This is a genomic window from Lysinibacillus sp. FSL H8-0500, from assembly GCF_038051955.1.
GTDB lineage: Bacteria > Bacillota > Bacilli > Bacillales_A > Planococcaceae > Lysinibacillus > Lysinibacillus macroides.
Genome location: NZ_CP150292.1, coordinates 2850534 through 2867555 on the forward strand (window position 1 = coordinate 2850534; position 17022 = coordinate 2867555).

Sequence of the window (17022 nt, forward strand, 5' to 3'; positions counted from 1 at the left end):
ACGGCTCTTTGTGTGAGCACGTGTTATTTCAAGGTATTATGCGCTTCTTCGACAAGTGCATTAAAAGTTGTATATGCTGGAGTATCCTCTGCATCACCTGGATTCACTAAATGGAATAAAAATTCAATATTTCCTTCCCCACCTGTTATGGGAGAAAAAGAAGCATCTTTCACCACAAAGCCAAGTGCTGTTGCCATAGCAGCCGTCTTTTCAAGCACTTCAAGATGCACCTTTTTATCGCGGACAATCCCTTTTTTACCAACGTTCTCTTTGCCTGCTTCAAATTGAGGCTTCACCAATGCCATCACATCGCCCCCTGGCAGCAGCAATGTTTTTAACACAGGTAAAATTAACGATAATGAAATAAAGCTAACATCTATTGTTGCAAAATCGGGTAAACCCTCTGTTAAATCTGCGGCAGTTGTATAGCGGAAATTCGTCTTCTCCATAACAGTAACGCGTTCATCGGATCGAATTTTCCATGCTAATTGGTTAGAACCCACATCAAGAGCATAGCAATGTCTTGCACCATGCTGTAAGGCACAATCCGTAAAGCCGCCTGTTGAGGAGCCAATATCGAGCATTAGCTTCCCTTCAACAGACATATCAAAAATTTGTAGTGCCTTTTCCAGCTTTAGGCCACCACGACTTACATATTTTAAATCAGAACCCTTTACTTGTAACGGGGCATCAATAGCAATTTTTTCGCCTGCCTTATCGATGCGAATTTCATTTGAAAAAACAAGTCCTGCCATAATGGAGCGCTTTGCTTTCTCTCTCGTTTCACACAATCCACGCTCTACCAGTAAAAGGTCTACGCGTTCTTTTGGTTGTTTTGTCATTATTTATTCAAACCTACTTGCTGTTTTTGTTGAAGTAATACGTGCATACGTGCCACTGTATCCTCTGCTGTCATATGAATTTCCGCAAGCAGCTGGTTGACATCGCCATGCTCAATATATTGATCTGGAATACCCATACGATCAATTAATGCATGGAGATAGCCATGGTCGTGAGCAAACTCTAATACCCCGCTACCAAATCCGCCTTGTAAAACAGCTTCTTCAATCGTTAAAATCGGTTTACGGCTGGATAAAATGCGGTGTAGCATCTCCTCATCCATCGGCTTGATAAAGCGCGCATTCACGACTTCAATATCAATACCTTGTTGCGCTAACATATCCGCAGCGGCTATTGCCATTGGAATTGTTGTACCAAAGGTTAAAATAGCACCGTCTTTCCCCTCACGTAATACTTCCCAGCTACCGATTGGTAAAGCAACAAGCTCCTCATCCAATGGCACACCAATGCCATTACCACGTGGATATCTGAGCGCAATTGGACCACCATCGTAATCAATCGCCGTTTTCACCATATGCTGGCCTTCGTTTTCATCCTTTGGCATCATAATGGTCATGTTTGGAATATGGCGTAGAAAAGCAATATCAAAGACACCTTGATGTGTTTCACCATCTGCTCCAACCAAGCCCGCTCGATCAATGCCGATAAATACATTTAAGTTTGGACGAGCAATATCGTGGAGCACTTGGTCATATGCACGTTGTAGGAATGTTGAGTAAATCGCTAAAAATGGCTTCATTTTTTGCGTAGCGAGCCCTGCTGCCATTGTTGCCGCATGTTGTTCAGCAATTCCTACATCAAAGAAACGATTTGGAAAATCCTGTTGAATACCCTGCAATTTCGATCCAACAGGCATAGCAGGCGTAATCGTTACAATTCGTTCATCCTCATGGGCAATTTTACGAACTGTCTCTGCGATTAAGCTACTCCATGCTGGTCCTTTTGTCGTTGATTTTACAAACGCCCCATTGTCAATTTTATATGGTCCTGTCCCATGCCAGTTACCAATTGTATCATCTTCAGCAGGTTTATAGCCCTTACCTTTTTTCGTAATAACATGCACAAGGACTGGCCCTCTCACTTTTTTCGCATGTGATAAAGTCATTTCCAGTGCCTCAAAATCATGCCCATCAATAGGTCCTAAATATTTAAAGCCTAACTCCTCAAAAAATACACCTGACACTACTAAATATTTCAGGCTATCCTTTAAACGCTCCGCTGTTGATGCAAGCTTGCCACCAAGCACAGGAATTTTATTAATTAATGATTCTAGCTCTTCCTTCGCTTTGGAGTATTCCTTCGCTGTACGTAAACGACCTAATACATTGTGTAATGCACCAACATTTGGCGCAATCGACATTTCATTATCATTCAAGATCACAATCATATTCGTTTTCGCATGGCCAATATGATTTAAAGCCTCCAGCGCCATCCCCCCTGTTAATGCACCATCTCCAATAATGGGAATAACAAAGTTTTTGTCTTGCTTAATATCACGTGCTGCCGCCATACCCATGGCTGCTGATAAGGACGTCGAGCTATGACCTGTTTCCCACTCATCATGTTCACTCTCCACGCGCTTTGGAAATCCACAAAGCCCTTTGAACTGACGTAGTGTGTCAAATTGACTCGCACGGCCTGTTAAAATTTTATGCACGTAAGCTTGGTGGCCCACATCCCACAAAAACTTATCCTTTGGACTGTCAAACATTTTATGCAGCATGATCGTTAATTCAACTACGCCTAAATTCGGCCCGATATGCCCACCTGTGACAGAACATTTTTCGATTAAGAAGGTACGTATATCTTGGGCAAGCTGCTCAAGCTCCTTCTTATCTAAGTTTTTTAAAAAGGATGGACTAGTTATTTTATTTAAATCCACCTTTCTCACACACCTTTTCAATAAAATATTCACCGTAATTGTGTTTCCACCATTATAACAGTGTTATCAATATGCTAAAAGTCCGAGCACTTTATTGTTTAGCTTTTTGCAAACGTTCTCACCTATTCTAGCACATTCTTTTCCCTCAACGCCTTGATTTTCTCTTAGTTTTTACGATGAACAATATAGGATGCAAAATCACGCAATAAGCTTGTATTGATCGGTAATTGGTCAAGCGCATGAATGGCATGGTGATAATGCTCCGCCAGCTTTTCTTTTGCTCCCTCCAACGTTAAAAGAGCTGGATATGTGCTTTTATCACTCGCCACATCCTTTCCAGCTGTCTTACCAAGTTCTTCTGTTGTCCCCTCAATATCTAAAATATCATCTTGAATTTGGAAAGCTAGCCCGATATGATGGGCATATTCTTTTAATGTTGCCCGATCTTGTGCTGAGGCATCCGCTAGTACTGCACCTGCTTCAATACTAAATCGCAATAGCGCGCCTGTTTTATTGACATGCACCTGCTCAAGCTCTGCTAAGGTAAGCTGGCGCTGCTCACCACCCATATCAAGCACCTGCCCGCCAACCATACCTTCTCCTCCTGCCGCAACGCTTAATAGTTCGACAAGTTCAATACGCTTTTTAGCAGAAATATCCATACGTGCTAAAATACCAAATGCCAGCGTATTTAATGCATCACCAGCAAGCGTAGCCAGCGCCTCTCCATATATTTTGTGATTCGTTGGCTTCCCTCTTCTAAAATCGTCATTATCCATGCTTGGTAAATCATCATGAATTAAAGAATACGTATGAATAATTTCAATCACAGCGCCTGCTATTAAGCCATCCTGCAAATTTTTACGATACAATTCCAGTACAGCCACTACAAAAAGTGGACGAATTCGCTTGCCACCAGCCTTTAAAGAATACAGCATTGATTCCTTTAAATTAGCTGGAGCCTCTATTTTTTCAACCAGTGCAAACATTGTTTCTTCAATTTGTGGTGTATTGCTTTCAATAAAATATTTTAATGATTCATTCATTCGCTAGCTCTCTCCCTTTGCTGGATCAAATGCTGTTGTCTCACCATTTTCTTGCACAATGGATACTAATTGCTCCTCTGCATGTTGCAGCTTATGATGACAAAACTTCGATAGTTCCATTCCCTGCTTATATAAATCAATTGCATTTTCCAATGGCACATCACCTTGTTCTAGCTGACGAACAATTTCTTCTAGTGCTGTCATCGCTTCGGCAAACGTTTGTTGTTTTTCTGTCACAACGATTCCCCCTCATTCTTTGGTAAGATATTCGTCACTTTAGCTATAACCTTTCCATCATGGAAGGTCAGTGTCAATTGATCCTGCTTTTGCACCTCAGTAGCTGATTTAATCACCTGTTGGTCTTTAGAAGCTACTGTAAAGCCTCGTGTTAAAATAGATAGTGGATTCAAAGCTTCCAGTGTTCTAACCGTTGCCTCAAACTGTTGCTGCTGCTTCGCCACATAGTATGTTGTAGCACGTGTTAATTGTTGGATACGCGCCTCAAGCTCCCGTTGATGGAAAGCAAGTGCTTTTTTGGGTGAATGCTGCTCCACCGTACTATACAACTGTTGGAGCTGTCCGGCTTTCTTCATTAAATCCACCTGCATGGCTGTTTGTAATCCAGACTCAAGCTGTGCCAATCTTTCCGTGAATGGTCGATAAAGTCTTTCTGGCATTGATAATGGATAGGACTGTTGGAGCTTATTTAGACGCTGTCGTTCAGCCATAAGTTGCGACCTCATTAGTTGATGAAGCTGTGATTTTTGCGCAAGCACACGCTGGTATAGTTCTGCTTGATCTGGTACAGTCATCTCAGCGGCTGCCGTTGGTGTAGGCGCACGTAAATCAGCTACATAATCGGCAATCGTCGTATCTGTTTCATGACCGACTGCGCTAATAATAGGAATTTGACTTTCAAAAATAGCGCGTGCCACCATCTCTTCATTAAAAGCCCATAAGTCCTCAATCGAACCTCCACCACGGCCTACAATCAACACGTCACAGTTTGCCTCTCGATTGGCACGTCTAATATTTTGCACAATATTTGGTGCCGCTTGCGCTCCTTGCACAAGTGTCGGATAAATCAACACATTAGCAAGCGGATAACGTCTTTTTAGCGTTGTACAAATATCTCGAATCGCCGCTCCTGTTGTCGATGTTAACACACCAATTGTTTCTGGAAACGTTGGTATCGGTTGCTTCCACTCCGGTTTGAACAGCCCTTCTTTTTGTAATTGCTCTTTTAATTGATTGAAGGCAACAAATAAGCTCCCAATGCCATCAGGCTGCATTTCCTGTACGTAGAGCTGATAGGTTCCATAGCTTTCGTAAACGTTTACATCCCCACGAATAAATACTTGCATGCCTTCCTTTGGTTCAAACGCTAATTTGGCAGCCGCCGTTTTAAACATTGTAGCCGCAATCCGTGCCCCATCATCCTTTAATGTAAAGTAAATATGGCCGGATTGATGAAGCTTAACATTTGATAGCTCTCCCTTCACATACACTTCACGTAAATGTGGGTCCGCATCAAATTTTCGTTTAATATATTTTGTTAATGCTTTTACTGTTAAATAAGAAGCAGAGGACATATTTTCGGCTCCTTTACTAAAATCAAGTTTTTCGCAAAACTACACCTATCATACCATTTTTTATGGTTGTTGACGTGTCAAAATACAGTTTTGCTAGAAAAAATGGCGATCTTATATATGAATAAAAAACAACTATAGCATATTCGTACATATTCTAATGGTTATAATACATAAGAAAGCCTCATAACAACATTGGTTATGAGGCTTTATCTTTCAATAAAATAATAATATAAGCGTGCCTATAATAAAACAATAATAGGTAAAGTAGCTAAGTTTGCCACTTTTCATAATCCCCATAAACCAGCGCATGGCAAAATACGTCATCAGCAGTGTGGCAATAAAAGTAGCTGTATACGGAAGCGCTAATGCACCTTTATTAGGCTCCTCTAAAAAATCTGTAATGCCAAGCACAACTCCACCTAAACTCACAGGAATATAAAGCATAAAGGAGAAACGCAAGGCTGTATCCTGCTTCATCCCTACTGCAATAGCTGAAATAATCGTGGCGCCTGATCGGCTAATACCCGGTGTTAAAGCAACCGCTTGCCCCAGTCCTACAATAATGGCATCCTTGACACGTAAATCCGCATCTTTTTTCTTGCCATGCCTATTACGAATTAACCATAATGCAATTCCTGTGACAAATAACATAAAAGCAATGGTTGTCATACTGACATTATCCGCAATAACATCGCTTAATAACACGCCTAAAACGCCTGCTGGAATCGAGCCAATGATGATATACAAAGCAAAACGAAAATCAGCAAGATAACGCTTTTCCCGCGTCTTTAGATAAAGGAAAAAATGTGTGAGAAGACGCATAATATCCTCACGATAAATATAAATAATAGCGAATAATGATGCTGTATTGGTTAAAATGGCAAAGGTAAAGCCTTGCTCACCAAGTCCAAGTATTTCGCTGGCAATCATCACATGCCCACTCGATGATACAGGAATTGGCTCTGTAAAGCCCTGGACAAGACCAATAATGATATGCTTCATAATTAACACAATATCAATGTTTTCCATAAAAACCTCCTTCTAACTATGTATGTGCCAAACGTTACATTAGACGTCAAAAGTAGCATAAAAGTTCTGAAAGAGATTCCTTTAAAAAAAGCCATCTCACATTGATGTGGAGATGGCCTTTTCCATTTAATTAGCAAGCGTATTTTCAGCAGCTTGCACGGTATTGAATAGTAACATGGTGATGGTCATTGGGCCAACACCGCCTGGTACAGGAGTGATAGCAGAGGCAATATCCTCTACTTCTGCAAAGTTTACATCACCACAAAGCTTATTATTATCATCGCGATTAATGCCCACATCAATGACAACCGCCCCTTCTTTGATATGCTCTTTTGTAATAAAGTTAGCACGTCCCACAGCGGCAATTAATATATCCGCTTGCTTTGTAAAGGAAGGTAAATCTGGCGTTTTAGAATGCGTATACGTAACCGTTGCATCTTTTTGTAATAAGAGTTGTCCCATTGGCTTACCAACGATATGACTGCGCCCTACGATCACCGCATGCTTCCCTGCAATTTCAATTCCTGAATACTCAAGAAGCTTCATCACGCCAAATGGTGTACAAGGTAAAAATGTTTCTTGGCCAAGCATCATTTTCCCGACACTAACAGGGGAGAAGCCATCAACATCCTTCTCAACAGCAATCGTTGCAATCACTGTGTCCTCATCAATATGTTTTGGAAGCGGCAATTGTACTAAAATACCATGAATATCTTCACGTTGATTGAGTAATTGAATTTGTGTTAACAATTCTTCTTGTGTCGTTGCCTCTGGTAGTTTCACAAGCTCGGAAAACATACCAATCGCTTCACAAGATTTCTGTTTATTTCTCACATATGTAGCCGAGGCTTGGTTATCTCCAACTAAGACAACCGCTAAGCCAGGTGTTACCCCTTGTTCCTTTAAACGCTTAACGCGCTCCGCTACAGCATGACGAATTTCTTGACCAATTTCTTTACCATTAATAATTGTACTCGACATAAACCCTCGTTACTCCTTCCAATTCAACACATTATTCTTGTTCTGTAAATTTAGAAAGTACGCCATTGACGAATTTAGATGACCCTTCATCGCCAAATGTTTTACATAACTCAATTGCTTCATTCAGTACTACTCTTTTTGGTGTTTCAGGCATATATAGCAGCTCGTATACAGCTAGGCGTAAAACAGTTCTTTCAATTTTTGGTAAACGGGCAAGTGACCACTTTTCGAGATGCTGCTCTAAAGTAGCATCAATTTCCTCCAATTGTTCAGCTGTTCCAGTAACAATCTTTTCATAGAAGGCATTTGTCGGTTGACCTTTAATATGGGCCATTGCTTCTTCAACTGTTAGATCTGTATTGTCTAGCTGAAACAAAACTTGCAACGCTTTTTCGCGTGCCTCATGTCGTTTCATGTAAAGCTCTCCTTCTTAAGTGGCATTAAGGTTTATAATAGCATAAAATCCTAGGAGAAACACGATTTCAAGCAAGTTTTCAATAATCTGAAACCTTTTTCAAGCAACTTTTTACTTAAGTTAGCAGTTCAATCAATCTTCTTCTAAAATGTTATAATAAAGGCTGTTAAAATAATTTTTCAAGGTGTCCATTGTGCCCTTTGAGAAAATTTGTACAAGCTGTACAGAAACCTTTCAAGCTGCTTACGAGAGAAGAGTAATATAAATAACAGAAGGAGCGCATATCTCACCTATTTTATGGTAAGAACGGCAAACATAAAATTCGCTTTGATGCTATTCAAAATTTCTTTTGTTATTCCTAGCCACTAGAGGCGCTCTGCCAAAAATTTTTTAAAACACAAAATACAAACAAATCTTTTGACCCTATAGTTACTATAGGGTTTATTGTATGGTATGGACCTATTTTAGTAGTTATAGTTCTCATATATTGTAAATGATTAAAGGAGAAAGTTATGAGCAAGCAACAAAATGTAACATTAGCAATTTTATTATCCAATCTATTTATTGCCTTTTTAGGTATCGGTTTAGTCATCCCTGTACTCCCAACACTTATGAATGAGCTGAATATTTCAGGCTCTGTTGTTGGCTTTATGGTCGCTGCCTTTGCCATTACGCAACTGATTGTATCACCTATCGCTGGTAAATTGGTTGATCGCATTGGCCGTAAAGTGATGATTGTAGCAGGTCTTTTTATTTTTGGTCTTTCGGAGTTATTATTTGGACTGGGTCGTACAGTTGAGATTTTATTTATCTCCCGTATGCTGGGTGGCGTTAGTGCAGCCTTTATTATGCCCGCTGTTACTGCCTATATTGCAGACATTACCACACTACAGCAACGTCCAAAGGCGCTTGGCTATATGAGTGCTGCCATTAGTACAGGCTTTATTATTGGTCCTGGGCTTGGTGGATTTTTAGCTGAATATGGTACACGTATACCATTTTATGCTGCTGGGATACTAGGCTTTATAGCAGCTCTTCTATCCTTGTCATTATTAAAAGAGCCAACACGTATAATAAATGAGGGAGAGGCTTCCCCTTCTATGCTTGGTAGTATAAAGCGTGTTTTTAGCCCGCTTTATTTTATTCCATTTATTCTTATTTTTGTTTTATCCTTTGGCCTTGCAGCCTTTGAGTCCCTTTTTAGCTTATTTGTTGATCACAAATTTGCTTTTACACCAAAAGATATTGCCATTATTATTACAGGAAGCGGCATTATAGGGGCCTTGGCACAATTAATGTTATTTGATTGGCTTACAAAGAAAATGGGAGAAATTAATGTTATTCGCTACTCGCTTATTTTATCGGCTGTTTTAACATTCGCAATGACAGCTGTCAGCCATTATTTTGCCATCTTACTGGTGACATTCTTTATTTTTGTAGGCTTCGATTTAATACGCCCTGCCATCACGTCCTACTTATCCAAAATTGCAGGCAATGAGCAAGGCTTTGTGGGAGGTATGAACTCCATGTTTACAAGTCTTGGCAATATATTTGGACCAATTTTAGGCGGTAAATTATTTGACATTGATTTAAACTATCCATACTACTTTGCAACAGTCGTTTTAGTGCTTGGCGTAATACTAGCGATGTTTTGGAGAAAACCCAAACATATTGAAATATAACAATTCAATAACAAAGGATTGCCCTTCCCATGAAGGACAATCCTTTTATTTATGATTCATGTGCTGTCGGTTCTTCTTTTTCAAAATGAATGCCTGTAATATGTACATTCACTTCCGCTGTTTCCAGTGCCGTCATATTAAAAATCGCTTGGCGTATTTGCGTTTGTACTTCCTTTGCAACCTTCGGGATGGTATATCCATATTTCACAGAGCAAAATACATCGATTGCAATGTCACCAGTTTCCGTTACCCCTGATTTTATGCCTTTATTGTGTACTTTTTTACCGAAACGTTCAACAACACCTGTAGCAATATTGCCCCGTGTTGCAGCAATACCTTCAATCTCATTTACTGCGATTCCTGCCACAATCTCGATTACCTCAGCCGCTACCTCTATTTTTCCTAGCTCTTCTTTTCCAGAAGGTGTTGGTTGTACGAAAGATTGTCCTACTTTCTCTGCCATACAAATATCATCCTTTCCCTTGCACATCACAAACAAATGCTATACTTACGTTTATTATACTATAAAAAAGAACGTTTGGCTGTCGAAAGCCATTTTATCCGATAAATTTAAAAGGTTGGACGACAAAGTTTAATTTTTATTCAATCATGTTAATAATCTGATCATTAAATTTAACAAACGAAAGTTTTTTATGTTGAACGTTATATCGTAGAGGGTCCCTTCATATAGTGGTTTGGTGAAAAGTTTTGCTATCACAATTAGATTTAGGGGGAAGTACAATGGAATACGAACAAAATCAGTTACGAACAGCAAAGAATTTACAAGATAATGCATCTACTCAAAGCTTTGCAGACCAGCTCTATGAACAAATTACTTCAGTTATTGGTGGCAGTAATGCAAATCAATTTTTTTGTATGAGCCTTCCTGGGACGTTAATTGATGCCTCGCAATATGCCTATGACATTGGCAATAACGAACCGAAGCCTGCTTATGTACGTGCTAATGAATCAAAGCTTGTCAATAAATTATTTGATGCTTGTCAAATGACAGCCTCTGATAATGGACGACACTTATCAACACAGTATAAAACGGCACTGGATATGCTCACACCTAAATTAAATAGTAAGCTTTTTGAGGCTAAAAACAAGCTGCGCGAAGTATTAATGACGCCATATCCTTATAATTTTGGTGATGGTAAGCAGGATGTCCTAACGCTTGAGCAAGTTTTCTACCGACTGTATAGCGATTATGTAGAGGCAAAGCAGCAATGGGCAGAAAAACAAGTAGCCAAGAAAAATGCGCTTGAGAAAAAGTACCCTGAGCATACAGCCGAAGCCTATAAGCAACGTAATAATGAATTTTTAGATTGGTATGAAATAACGGCTGAGGCAGAAGTGCTGGGTGTCGATGAAAAGCTCGGCAAAGTATTGAGCGTGTTTTCGCCAGGCGATATGGAAATTATTAATGGTATTTTAGATAGTGGTGTTGGGCGTGAAATTGCTGAGGCGCGTTCTACGATTTCCAATGTTGGAAAAATGAATCCAGACGGTGGGCATGTCTATCCCGTACAGCTTTATCCAGAAAATTGGTTTACTCTATTGAATACCTCCTTTACACCTGTGGACCTACTTGAAAGTCCAGCGGCATTGGCACAACAGCTCGCTATATTAGTAGCTCAGCGTAGCAATATTACAAGTAATATCAATTCGTTTTTAGCGATTATTCCAGATGAAAAAGACGTACAAGCATTAAAAAAGGCTTACGATGAGAGTGAGATAGCATTTAAAACAGCCCTTAGTGCATTGCAAGAAACATATGCCAATACAACAATTGATATGTTAAAAACATTGGTTGATGTGATGGCTTCCCAAGGATTAGACGATGTAACAAAAGTCTTACCCTCAACGGCTGCACGCATTTTTGGTGTGGAGGTTACCAAGGTCAAAGATTTGCTTACTGCACTCGGTGAAAACGGTAAGAAGTGTTTAGTGGCACAAAATAATTTAATTGACAAGGCACAAAAGGCAACAGACGCTGCCATGCGTTATTTCGAAGAAAAGAATAAGCTCCAATTTAAATCCATGCTGTCTCCTTTGCAACAGCAACTTGAAAATACCAATCAGGATATTGAAGCATTAAAAGAAAAAATAAGGCTTGCCACCGTTTTACAAGCTTCAAAAGAAACTGCTGAGAAGGCAGAGGAAAATGAGGTTGCACCCAATCATGTACCAGAGAACTTTACACAAATTATCCTTACATCTAGTTTAAAGGAAGCGAATCAAGCCTCCTCCTCCTATACGTCTGCTTCTTCCTCTAACTACGGTGTCTCCTTTTTCTTTGGAGGCTATTCCAGTAGCTCTAGTCATAAGGAAGCCGTCAACCAAGCATTCGCGAGTAGCTCAGAGATGTCCATCCAAATTGGGCTGTCTGTGGCCAAGGTGCAAATTGGGCGAGAATGGTTTAACCCTGGCGTCTTTTTACTAACAGAGGATATGTATAATACATCCAGCAAATCCATTGCTCCAGCAAAAGATTATCAGGACTTTTCAAATGAACGCTTTAAAGAAATGAATCAATGTGTTTTCCCATGCTTCCCTACTGCGTTTGTTATTGCGCGAGATGTTACTATAAAATTTACGACCGCAACAGCCATGTCAAATTCATTTGCCCAAAGTATTGAAGAGCATTCATCGAGAGGCGGAGGGTTCTTTATTTTCGGTGGAAGTAGGTCTTCTTCCTCTTCCTCAGCGCAAAATAATTCTAGTGTACAATCCTCAGCGAATAGCGTGACGGTGCGCTTTACAAATCCACAAATTTTAGGCTATTATCTCGAAGCTACAGCCGCAGACAAAAGTGTCAGCATAAACAATGCAGAGGCTAGTGGCGATAAAGATTTCATCTCTATTTTTGAGTTTGTTACAAAATTCCAAGAAATGCTAGATGATTACAATAAAAAATATAATAAACAAACTTTAAACTTATAGGAGGAACGAGAATGTTTGTTAATATGCCAGCTACAGTAGAAGGTGCTAAATTGCAATTAACACAGGAGCAAGAGACGCGCTACCGAGTAGTTTATCGTAAAACAAAGGATGAACAAGGCGCTTATTTTGCTGATTTATGGAACCCAGAATCAGACTATACAGATGAATTTATCATTGTCCCTTTAAGATCGGTATATGACGGTATAACAGAGCCTTTAGCTATTGGCACAAACTTTGCCAATGTGGAGGGTAGTACTCATGATCCAAAGCATGGTGAGGCATCTTGGATTCAATTGATAATAAAATCCATTGGGAAAGACCCGGCTGGCTCATGCTGTGCGGAACCTAATACAATTTATGTAGGTAGTTCACAGGATGAAGGCGATGAACGAACAGCAGAATTTACTTGTAGTACCTCACTTGTAGGTGGGCATGTAATTTTATATGCAACCAATTCTAGTAAGGTTGAAACAGGTAAAAATGTCCATTTACTGCCTATTTGCGGTAAACATAATACTTTTTACTATGAAGGTACTGGCAAAGGCTATTATATGAAATTAGGACGCCAAATAAGCGCAGTAAAATTAAAAGAGTATTTTCAACTATCGGCAATAGCAGAGGGCTAATCGCTGTCAAGAGACGCGACTTCTCCATTCATAAAAAAGAAGGGGCAACTATTTCACATCCCCTAAAATAAGGGCTTCGCAATTAGCACCATGTCTATCCTTATTGACAGTTAATTTTAGTCTTTTATTATTGACTAATCTGCTAAATCCTTGAAAATTTAATAAAGTCCACTGCTCCTTACACAGTGGACTTTGGATTTATTGATTAAAGTAGCTGTAAAGCTTATTCATTAGATCTTTGTCTATATCAATCGTATAGAGAGAACCCAGTAGCTCATGCAATGCTTCAGCTATATGCAACGCATTCTTATAAGCGGCTTTTATCTCATGTTCTTTTAATTTGGAAGTTATGGCTACATAGTCTTTATACGATTCTCTACTTATATCTTTTTCTAAATTTTTTGTACTATTTAACCATCGTTCAACTGTCTGTTCCTTTACTCTTAGTAATTGTAATATATACTTTTGCACATGAGTTAAAGTCTCCAGCGAACGTGCTAATTCCCCTCTTCTCATCACGTTAACACCCATCAACCAAGCGTTCACGAAATTATTAAAAGCGAAATTAACATTGTCATCAGTCATTCGATCTGGTCCAACTCCCCCTAAATCGTCAAGTAAAGGCTTTAATTGCTCTGTAGAATCGTAAATATACATAGCCTCAGGATCTGGAAAAACACCCGTAGGCTTAAAGCTTTTTATGATTGCCATTTCAGTTTCAGGGAGAAAATGAAATTCCCCACGAATCATATTTGAAAAAATCACTACCTCTGTTCCATACTCATTGTAAAACATCAAGTCAACTGGGTATATTTCGGAAACCCAATTTTTCGAGCTAAAATTCTCCATCTTCTTATCTTTTATGAAAATATAAAATTCAACATCTGAATATTGATCCCCTTCACCTTTCGTGAAAGATCCATACATCATACACGCTGAAACCACTTCATCTTGACTACATTTATCGCTAACCCCTTGAATAATTTTATGTTGAATGACCATAGCTCAATCTCCTTATCTAATAATTTCCTTTTTAGATAAGGGATGTATCCACTACTGGACAGCATGCGCAACACATATATAATGCTCCTTCCATTTTTTAATCTATATAAGTATAACAGAATGTATTATTAGGTTGTGATTTCAGTTACCCTCCTTTCTTTGGATATCTAATGAAAGAAGTATATTGGTTTTATTTCTCTTTTGATTTAATGTAATTTTTATAGGTTGGCTGACAACAACCACTTGACGGAGAAGCTACATCTATATTATACCGTTTGAGAATAATAGAACTGTACACGTTATAGCATACAATCTCTTTCTACTATGACTACATGAAGTATTTAATACTTTGTACTATTACTATTTTTAACATTCATTGACTTAGGAAATACTTATAGTAACTAATTATTAACACAAACTAACTCAAAATTGAAGTTGTCTAGCTCCAGTTATTGATTATAATAGCGAATTGTTTTCAATAAATCTTCTAGCCATTTTGTCCGATTTTGACAATATTCTATTGAAATAGTTGATTAAAATCCATTTTTTATTAATAACTAAAAAAAGAAGGCTGTTAAGTATGAAGCCTTCTATTCTTATTGAAGTAATTGTAAAATTCCTTCAGATTGTTTATTTGATTGTGATAACATCGCTTGTGCAGCTTGTAGTAATATATTACCTTTTGTATAGTCCATCATTTCTTTTGCCATATCCGTGTCACGAATACGCGATTCAGCAGATTGAAGATTTTCAGATGTGTTTACAACCGAATTATAAGCATGTTCAAGTCTATTTTGATAGGCTCCTAAATTAGAACGGGTACTAGAAATAGTATTAATTGCATAATCAAATAGATTTATAGCATTTTGTGCTAAAGAATAGTCCAAAACAAAAGCTCCTTCTATTCCAATTGCTTGAGAACGAATATCTGAAATTGTTAAACTTAGGTTTTGGTTGGAATTTGCACCAATTTGTAACTTCAAACTATTATCTACGTCATTTGATAATTCAGCATCGTTTTTTCCCGCTGTCAAAATAATATTGCCTTGGTCTTGAGTACCTCCACCACCAGTAGTTAATCTCTTCTTACTAACATCCACTGTCATTCCATTATAAGAGTAAGTTAAGCTTGTATTATTACTTACTATGATATAACCATCTGGTATAGAATGAATATTCACAGATAGAGGGGCTCCATCCCAATCATAATATACACTCACTGATAATTTTGTAAAAAGCCAATTCGAAGGGTCATCAACAACTTTCTCTCCTGCATTCAGCTTAACTTTATGTGGACGGTCTGAATCTTGACCGAAATCAATCCACCCATCGTCTACTGTGAATTGCGTTACACCTGTACCTGTAGCCATTAATTTCGATTGAGGCATAGTTGGAGGGGGGATATCAGTATAAGAAAGAGAGCCATCAAGCAACTTTTTAGTATTAAATTCTGTGTTGTTTCCTATAGACGTTATTTCCTTTTTTATCTGGTCTATTTCCATTTGAATTGCTTCCCTATCGCTTCTTGTATGCGTGTCATTAGATGCTTGAATGCTTAATTCTCTCCCACGTTGAAGAAGTGAATGTATCTCATTCAATGCACCTTCAGCAGTTTGTATGAGTGAAATACCATCTTGAATATTTTTTGAGGCCATATTTAGCCCTCTTATTTGTCCTCTCATTTTTTCGGAGATAGCTAAACCAGCAGCATCATCACCAGCACGATTGATTTTATAGCCTAAGGATAGTTTTTCGAATGTTTTTGCTATATTTTCTCTATGAAATCTTACTTTATTATTAGTATTCAATGCTGAAATATTATGTTTAATTCGCATATAGAACTTCCTTTAAATTTTAATATGTATCAAAAAATTATTTTTCAATGTTGTCTCCCCCATCTTCCTTAGACTTTATTACATTAACTACTTGGTGGGACTGAGCAAACTCAAGCATCTGTAAAATTCCAAGTATGTAATGCTTACTTTCATCATTTTGTTTCTTAGAACCAATCTCTAGTTGCTTACATCAGTATTTTTCCATAAAAAACCTACATTAGAATTCTCTATGAAATTATTATATATTTACACAATGAGTAATTCAACTCTATTTTTATTTCAATCCCTTTCATTTGTGAGCGAAAATAGGCTATTTTGATTTTAACAATAAAGAAGTAGTATTTGTTTCTTTAATAGTCACTTTCCTCCTATCTAACAATCGCATTTGTTCTTTAACAATTATCACTGCTTTGGCGACTTCGATGCCCTTTTCTTTCACCCTAGTTACATCCACTAAAATCCTTGGTGGCGTTATCACTCTGTCTTATCCTGTTGAAATGTTTCATTAAAGTTCGAACACTGCATTCCATCTGTAATATCACCTAAATTAAATATCCCTGTTCGTTGTCCTTTCTAACCATACAAAAACCTCCTAACTACTAAAGTTAGAAGGTTTTTAAATGCGAACGCTTACTTTACTGTTTCTGCTACACCTAACACACCATTCTCTTCAAAGAATTTTGTATTGAATTGTGCTGATTTGAAAACACCATTGTTCATTAGTGCTTGGTGGAATGGTTGTTTTAGGGAAAAATAATCCATCAGTTGTACCTAGTATATCGTTATTCACTTGGTAAATAATCAAACAACTATCTCTCATTAGTGTATAAGTAATTACCGAATTAAAGACTCTAGTATCCTTTACTCTTAATAAAAAACGCTTTAATGAAATCGAATCCAAGTATACCGTTTGAAATTTGCTAAGTTCTTTAAAAATAACAATCCCTCCCAAGTTATTTATTTGGATTTTCCATAAAAAAATACTAAAGGCATCATATTACCTTACCTAATGATATTTCAGGTGTTGTCTATGTTAAATATGAAAGCAGTGCATGGAAATATGAAATCGCTAAAGAAATAGTAAGTTCAGGATATGAAGTTGATTTCATGAAAATCTAATCCTAT

At 38.2% G+C, this 17022-nt stretch carries 15 protein-coding genes; 3 read left to right on the plus strand and 12 right to left on the minus strand.

The window, feature by feature from the left end; all coding sequences use genetic code 11:
• Positions 1–23: 23 nt before the first annotated feature.
• The 8 genes from MHB44_RS13650 to nusB form a co-directional block, all read right to left on the minus strand.
• Positions 24–842 (minus strand): TlyA family RNA methyltransferase, encoded by an 819-nt coding sequence (locus MHB44_RS13650; protein WP_341299600.1) that lies wholly within the window; start codon positions 840–842, stop codon positions 24–26.
• Positions 842–2743: a 1-deoxy-D-xylulose-5-phosphate synthase gene (dxs, locus tag MHB44_RS13655; protein ID WP_341299601.1), complete on the minus strand. Its 1902-nt coding sequence runs from the start codon at positions 2741–2743 to the stop codon at positions 842–844. Before dxs ends, MHB44_RS13650 begins: the two co-directional genes overlap by 1 nt.
• A gap of 164 nt (positions 2744–2907) precedes the next feature.
• Positions 2908–3789 carry a polyprenyl synthetase family protein gene (locus tag MHB44_RS13660; protein ID WP_341299602.1) on the minus strand — a complete coding sequence of 294 codons (882 nt, stop codon included), beginning with the start codon at positions 3787–3789 and terminating at the stop codon, positions 2908–2910.
• A 3-nt stretch (positions 3790–3792) separates the two neighbouring features.
• Positions 3793–4026, minus strand: a complete 234-nt coding sequence (locus MHB44_RS13665; RefSeq protein WP_341299603.1) for an exodeoxyribonuclease VII small subunit — start codon at positions 4024–4026, stop codon at positions 3793–3795.
• The gene (gene xseA / locus MHB44_RS13670; RefSeq protein ID WP_341299604.1) at positions 4023–5381 is read right to left on the minus strand and encodes an exodeoxyribonuclease VII large subunit; all 1359 of its coding nucleotides are present in this window, start codon (positions 5379–5381) and stop codon (positions 4023–4025) included. Before xseA ends, MHB44_RS13665 begins: the two co-directional genes overlap by 4 nt.
• Positions 5382–5594: 213 nt before the next feature.
• Positions 5595–6410, minus strand: coding sequence for an undecaprenyl-diphosphate phosphatase (locus tag MHB44_RS13675; protein ID WP_341299605.1), 816 nt, complete (start codon positions 6408–6410; stop codon positions 5595–5597).
• Positions 6411–6536: 126 nt separating this feature from the next.
• A complete protein-coding gene (gene folD / locus MHB44_RS13680) occupies positions 6537–7391 on the minus strand; it encodes a bifunctional methylenetetrahydrofolate dehydrogenase/methenyltetrahydrofolate cyclohydrolase FolD (protein ID WP_341299606.1) in 855 nt (284 codons plus the stop codon).
• Positions 7392–7422: 31 nt separating this feature from the next.
• Entirely contained in the window at positions 7423–7806 is a 384-nt protein-coding gene (gene nusB, locus MHB44_RS13685) for a transcription antitermination factor NusB (protein ID WP_053994444.1), read from the minus strand.
• A gap of 512 nt (positions 7807–8318) precedes the next feature.
• Here nusB and MHB44_RS13690 point away from each other — a divergent pair.
• Complete coding sequence (locus MHB44_RS13690; RefSeq protein WP_341299607.1) at positions 8319–9488, plus strand: MFS transporter; 1170 nt, start codon at positions 8319–8321, stop codon at positions 9486–9488.
• Between the two features lie 49 nt (positions 9489–9537).
• Here the strand turns inward: MHB44_RS13690 and MHB44_RS13695 are convergent, their stop codons facing one another.
• A complete protein-coding gene (locus MHB44_RS13695; RefSeq protein ID WP_053994443.1) occupies positions 9538–9951 on the minus strand; it encodes an Asp23/Gls24 family envelope stress response protein in 414 nt (137 codons plus the stop codon).
• 278 nt (positions 9952–10229) lie between these two features.
• Between MHB44_RS13695 and MHB44_RS13700 the strand changes: the two genes are divergently transcribed.
• Both MHB44_RS13700 and MHB44_RS13705 read left to right on the plus strand, forming a co-directional pair.
• Positions 10230–12434: a hypothetical protein gene (locus MHB44_RS13700; RefSeq protein ID WP_341299608.1), complete on the plus strand. Its 2205-nt coding sequence runs from the start codon at positions 10230–10232 to the stop codon at positions 12432–12434.
• A gap of 11 nt (positions 12435–12445) precedes the next feature.
• Complete coding sequence (locus MHB44_RS13705; RefSeq protein ID WP_341299609.1) at positions 12446–13060, plus strand: hypothetical protein; 615 nt, start codon at positions 12446–12448, stop codon at positions 13058–13060.
• Positions 13061–13258: 198 nt separating this feature from the next.
• On the opposite strand, the gene MHB44_RS13710 is transcribed toward MHB44_RS13705, so the two are convergent.
• The 3 genes from MHB44_RS13710 to MHB44_RS13720 all read right to left on the minus strand — a co-directional run bounded on the left by MHB44_RS13710 (position 13259) and on the right by MHB44_RS13720 (position 16659).
• Positions 13259–14062: a nucleotidyltransferase gene (locus MHB44_RS13710; protein WP_341299610.1), complete on the minus strand. Its 804-nt coding sequence runs from the start codon at positions 14060–14062 to the stop codon at positions 13259–13261.
• Positions 14063–14658: 596 nt separating this feature from the next.
• Entirely contained in the window at positions 14659–15897 is a 1239-nt protein-coding gene (locus MHB44_RS13715; protein WP_341299611.1) for a flagellin, read from the minus strand.
• Between the two features lie 630 nt (positions 15898–16527).
• Entirely contained in the window at positions 16528–16659 is a 132-nt protein-coding gene (locus MHB44_RS13720; RefSeq protein WP_341299612.1) for a hypothetical protein, read from the minus strand.
• Between the last annotated feature and the right edge of the window lie 363 nt (positions 16660–17022).

Bases quoted from the DNA above. Each gene is read 5' to 3' on its own strand.
- MHB44_RS13690 (WP_341299607.1), top strand. From the start codon at position 8,319: ATGAGCAAGCAACAAAATGTAACATTAGCAATTTTATTATCCAATCTA.
- MHB44_RS13660 (WP_341299602.1), bottom strand. From the start codon at position 3,789: ATGAATGAATCATTAAAATATTTTATTGAAAGCAATACACCACAAATT.
- MHB44_RS13650 (WP_341299600.1), bottom strand. From the start codon at position 842: ATGACAAAACAACCAAAAGAACGCGTAGACCTTTTACTGGTAGAGCGT.
- MHB44_RS13720 (WP_341299612.1), bottom strand. From the start codon at position 16,659: ATGGATTATTTTTCCCTAAAACAACCATTCCACCAAGCACTAATGAAC.
- xseA (WP_341299604.1), bottom strand. From the start codon at position 5,381: ATGTCCTCTGCTTCTTATTTAACAGTAAAAGCATTAACAAAATATATT.
- MHB44_RS13705 (WP_341299609.1), top strand. From the start codon at position 12,446: ATGTTTGTTAATATGCCAGCTACAGTAGAAGGTGCTAAATTGCAATTA.
- nusB (WP_053994444.1), bottom strand. From the start codon at position 7,806: ATGAAACGACATGAGGCACGCGAAAAAGCGTTGCAAGTTTTGTTTCAG.
- folD (WP_341299606.1), bottom strand. From the start codon at position 7,391: ATGTCGAGTACAATTATTAATGGTAAAGAAATTGGTCAAGAAATTCGT.
- MHB44_RS13715 (WP_341299611.1), bottom strand. From the start codon at position 15,897: ATGCGAATTAAACATAATATTTCAGCATTGAATACTAATAATAAAGTA.
- MHB44_RS13675 (WP_341299605.1), bottom strand. From the start codon at position 6,410: ATGGAAAACATTGATATTGTGTTAATTATGAAGCATATCATTATTGGT.
- MHB44_RS13710 (WP_341299610.1), bottom strand. From the start codon at position 14,062: ATGGTCATTCAACATAAAATTATTCAAGGGGTTAGCGATAAATGTAGT.
- MHB44_RS13700 (WP_341299608.1), top strand. From the start codon at position 10,230: ATGGAATACGAACAAAATCAGTTACGAACAGCAAAGAATTTACAAGAT.
- MHB44_RS13695 (WP_053994443.1), bottom strand. From the start codon at position 9,951: ATGGCAGAGAAAGTAGGACAATCTTTCGTACAACCAACACCTTCTGGA.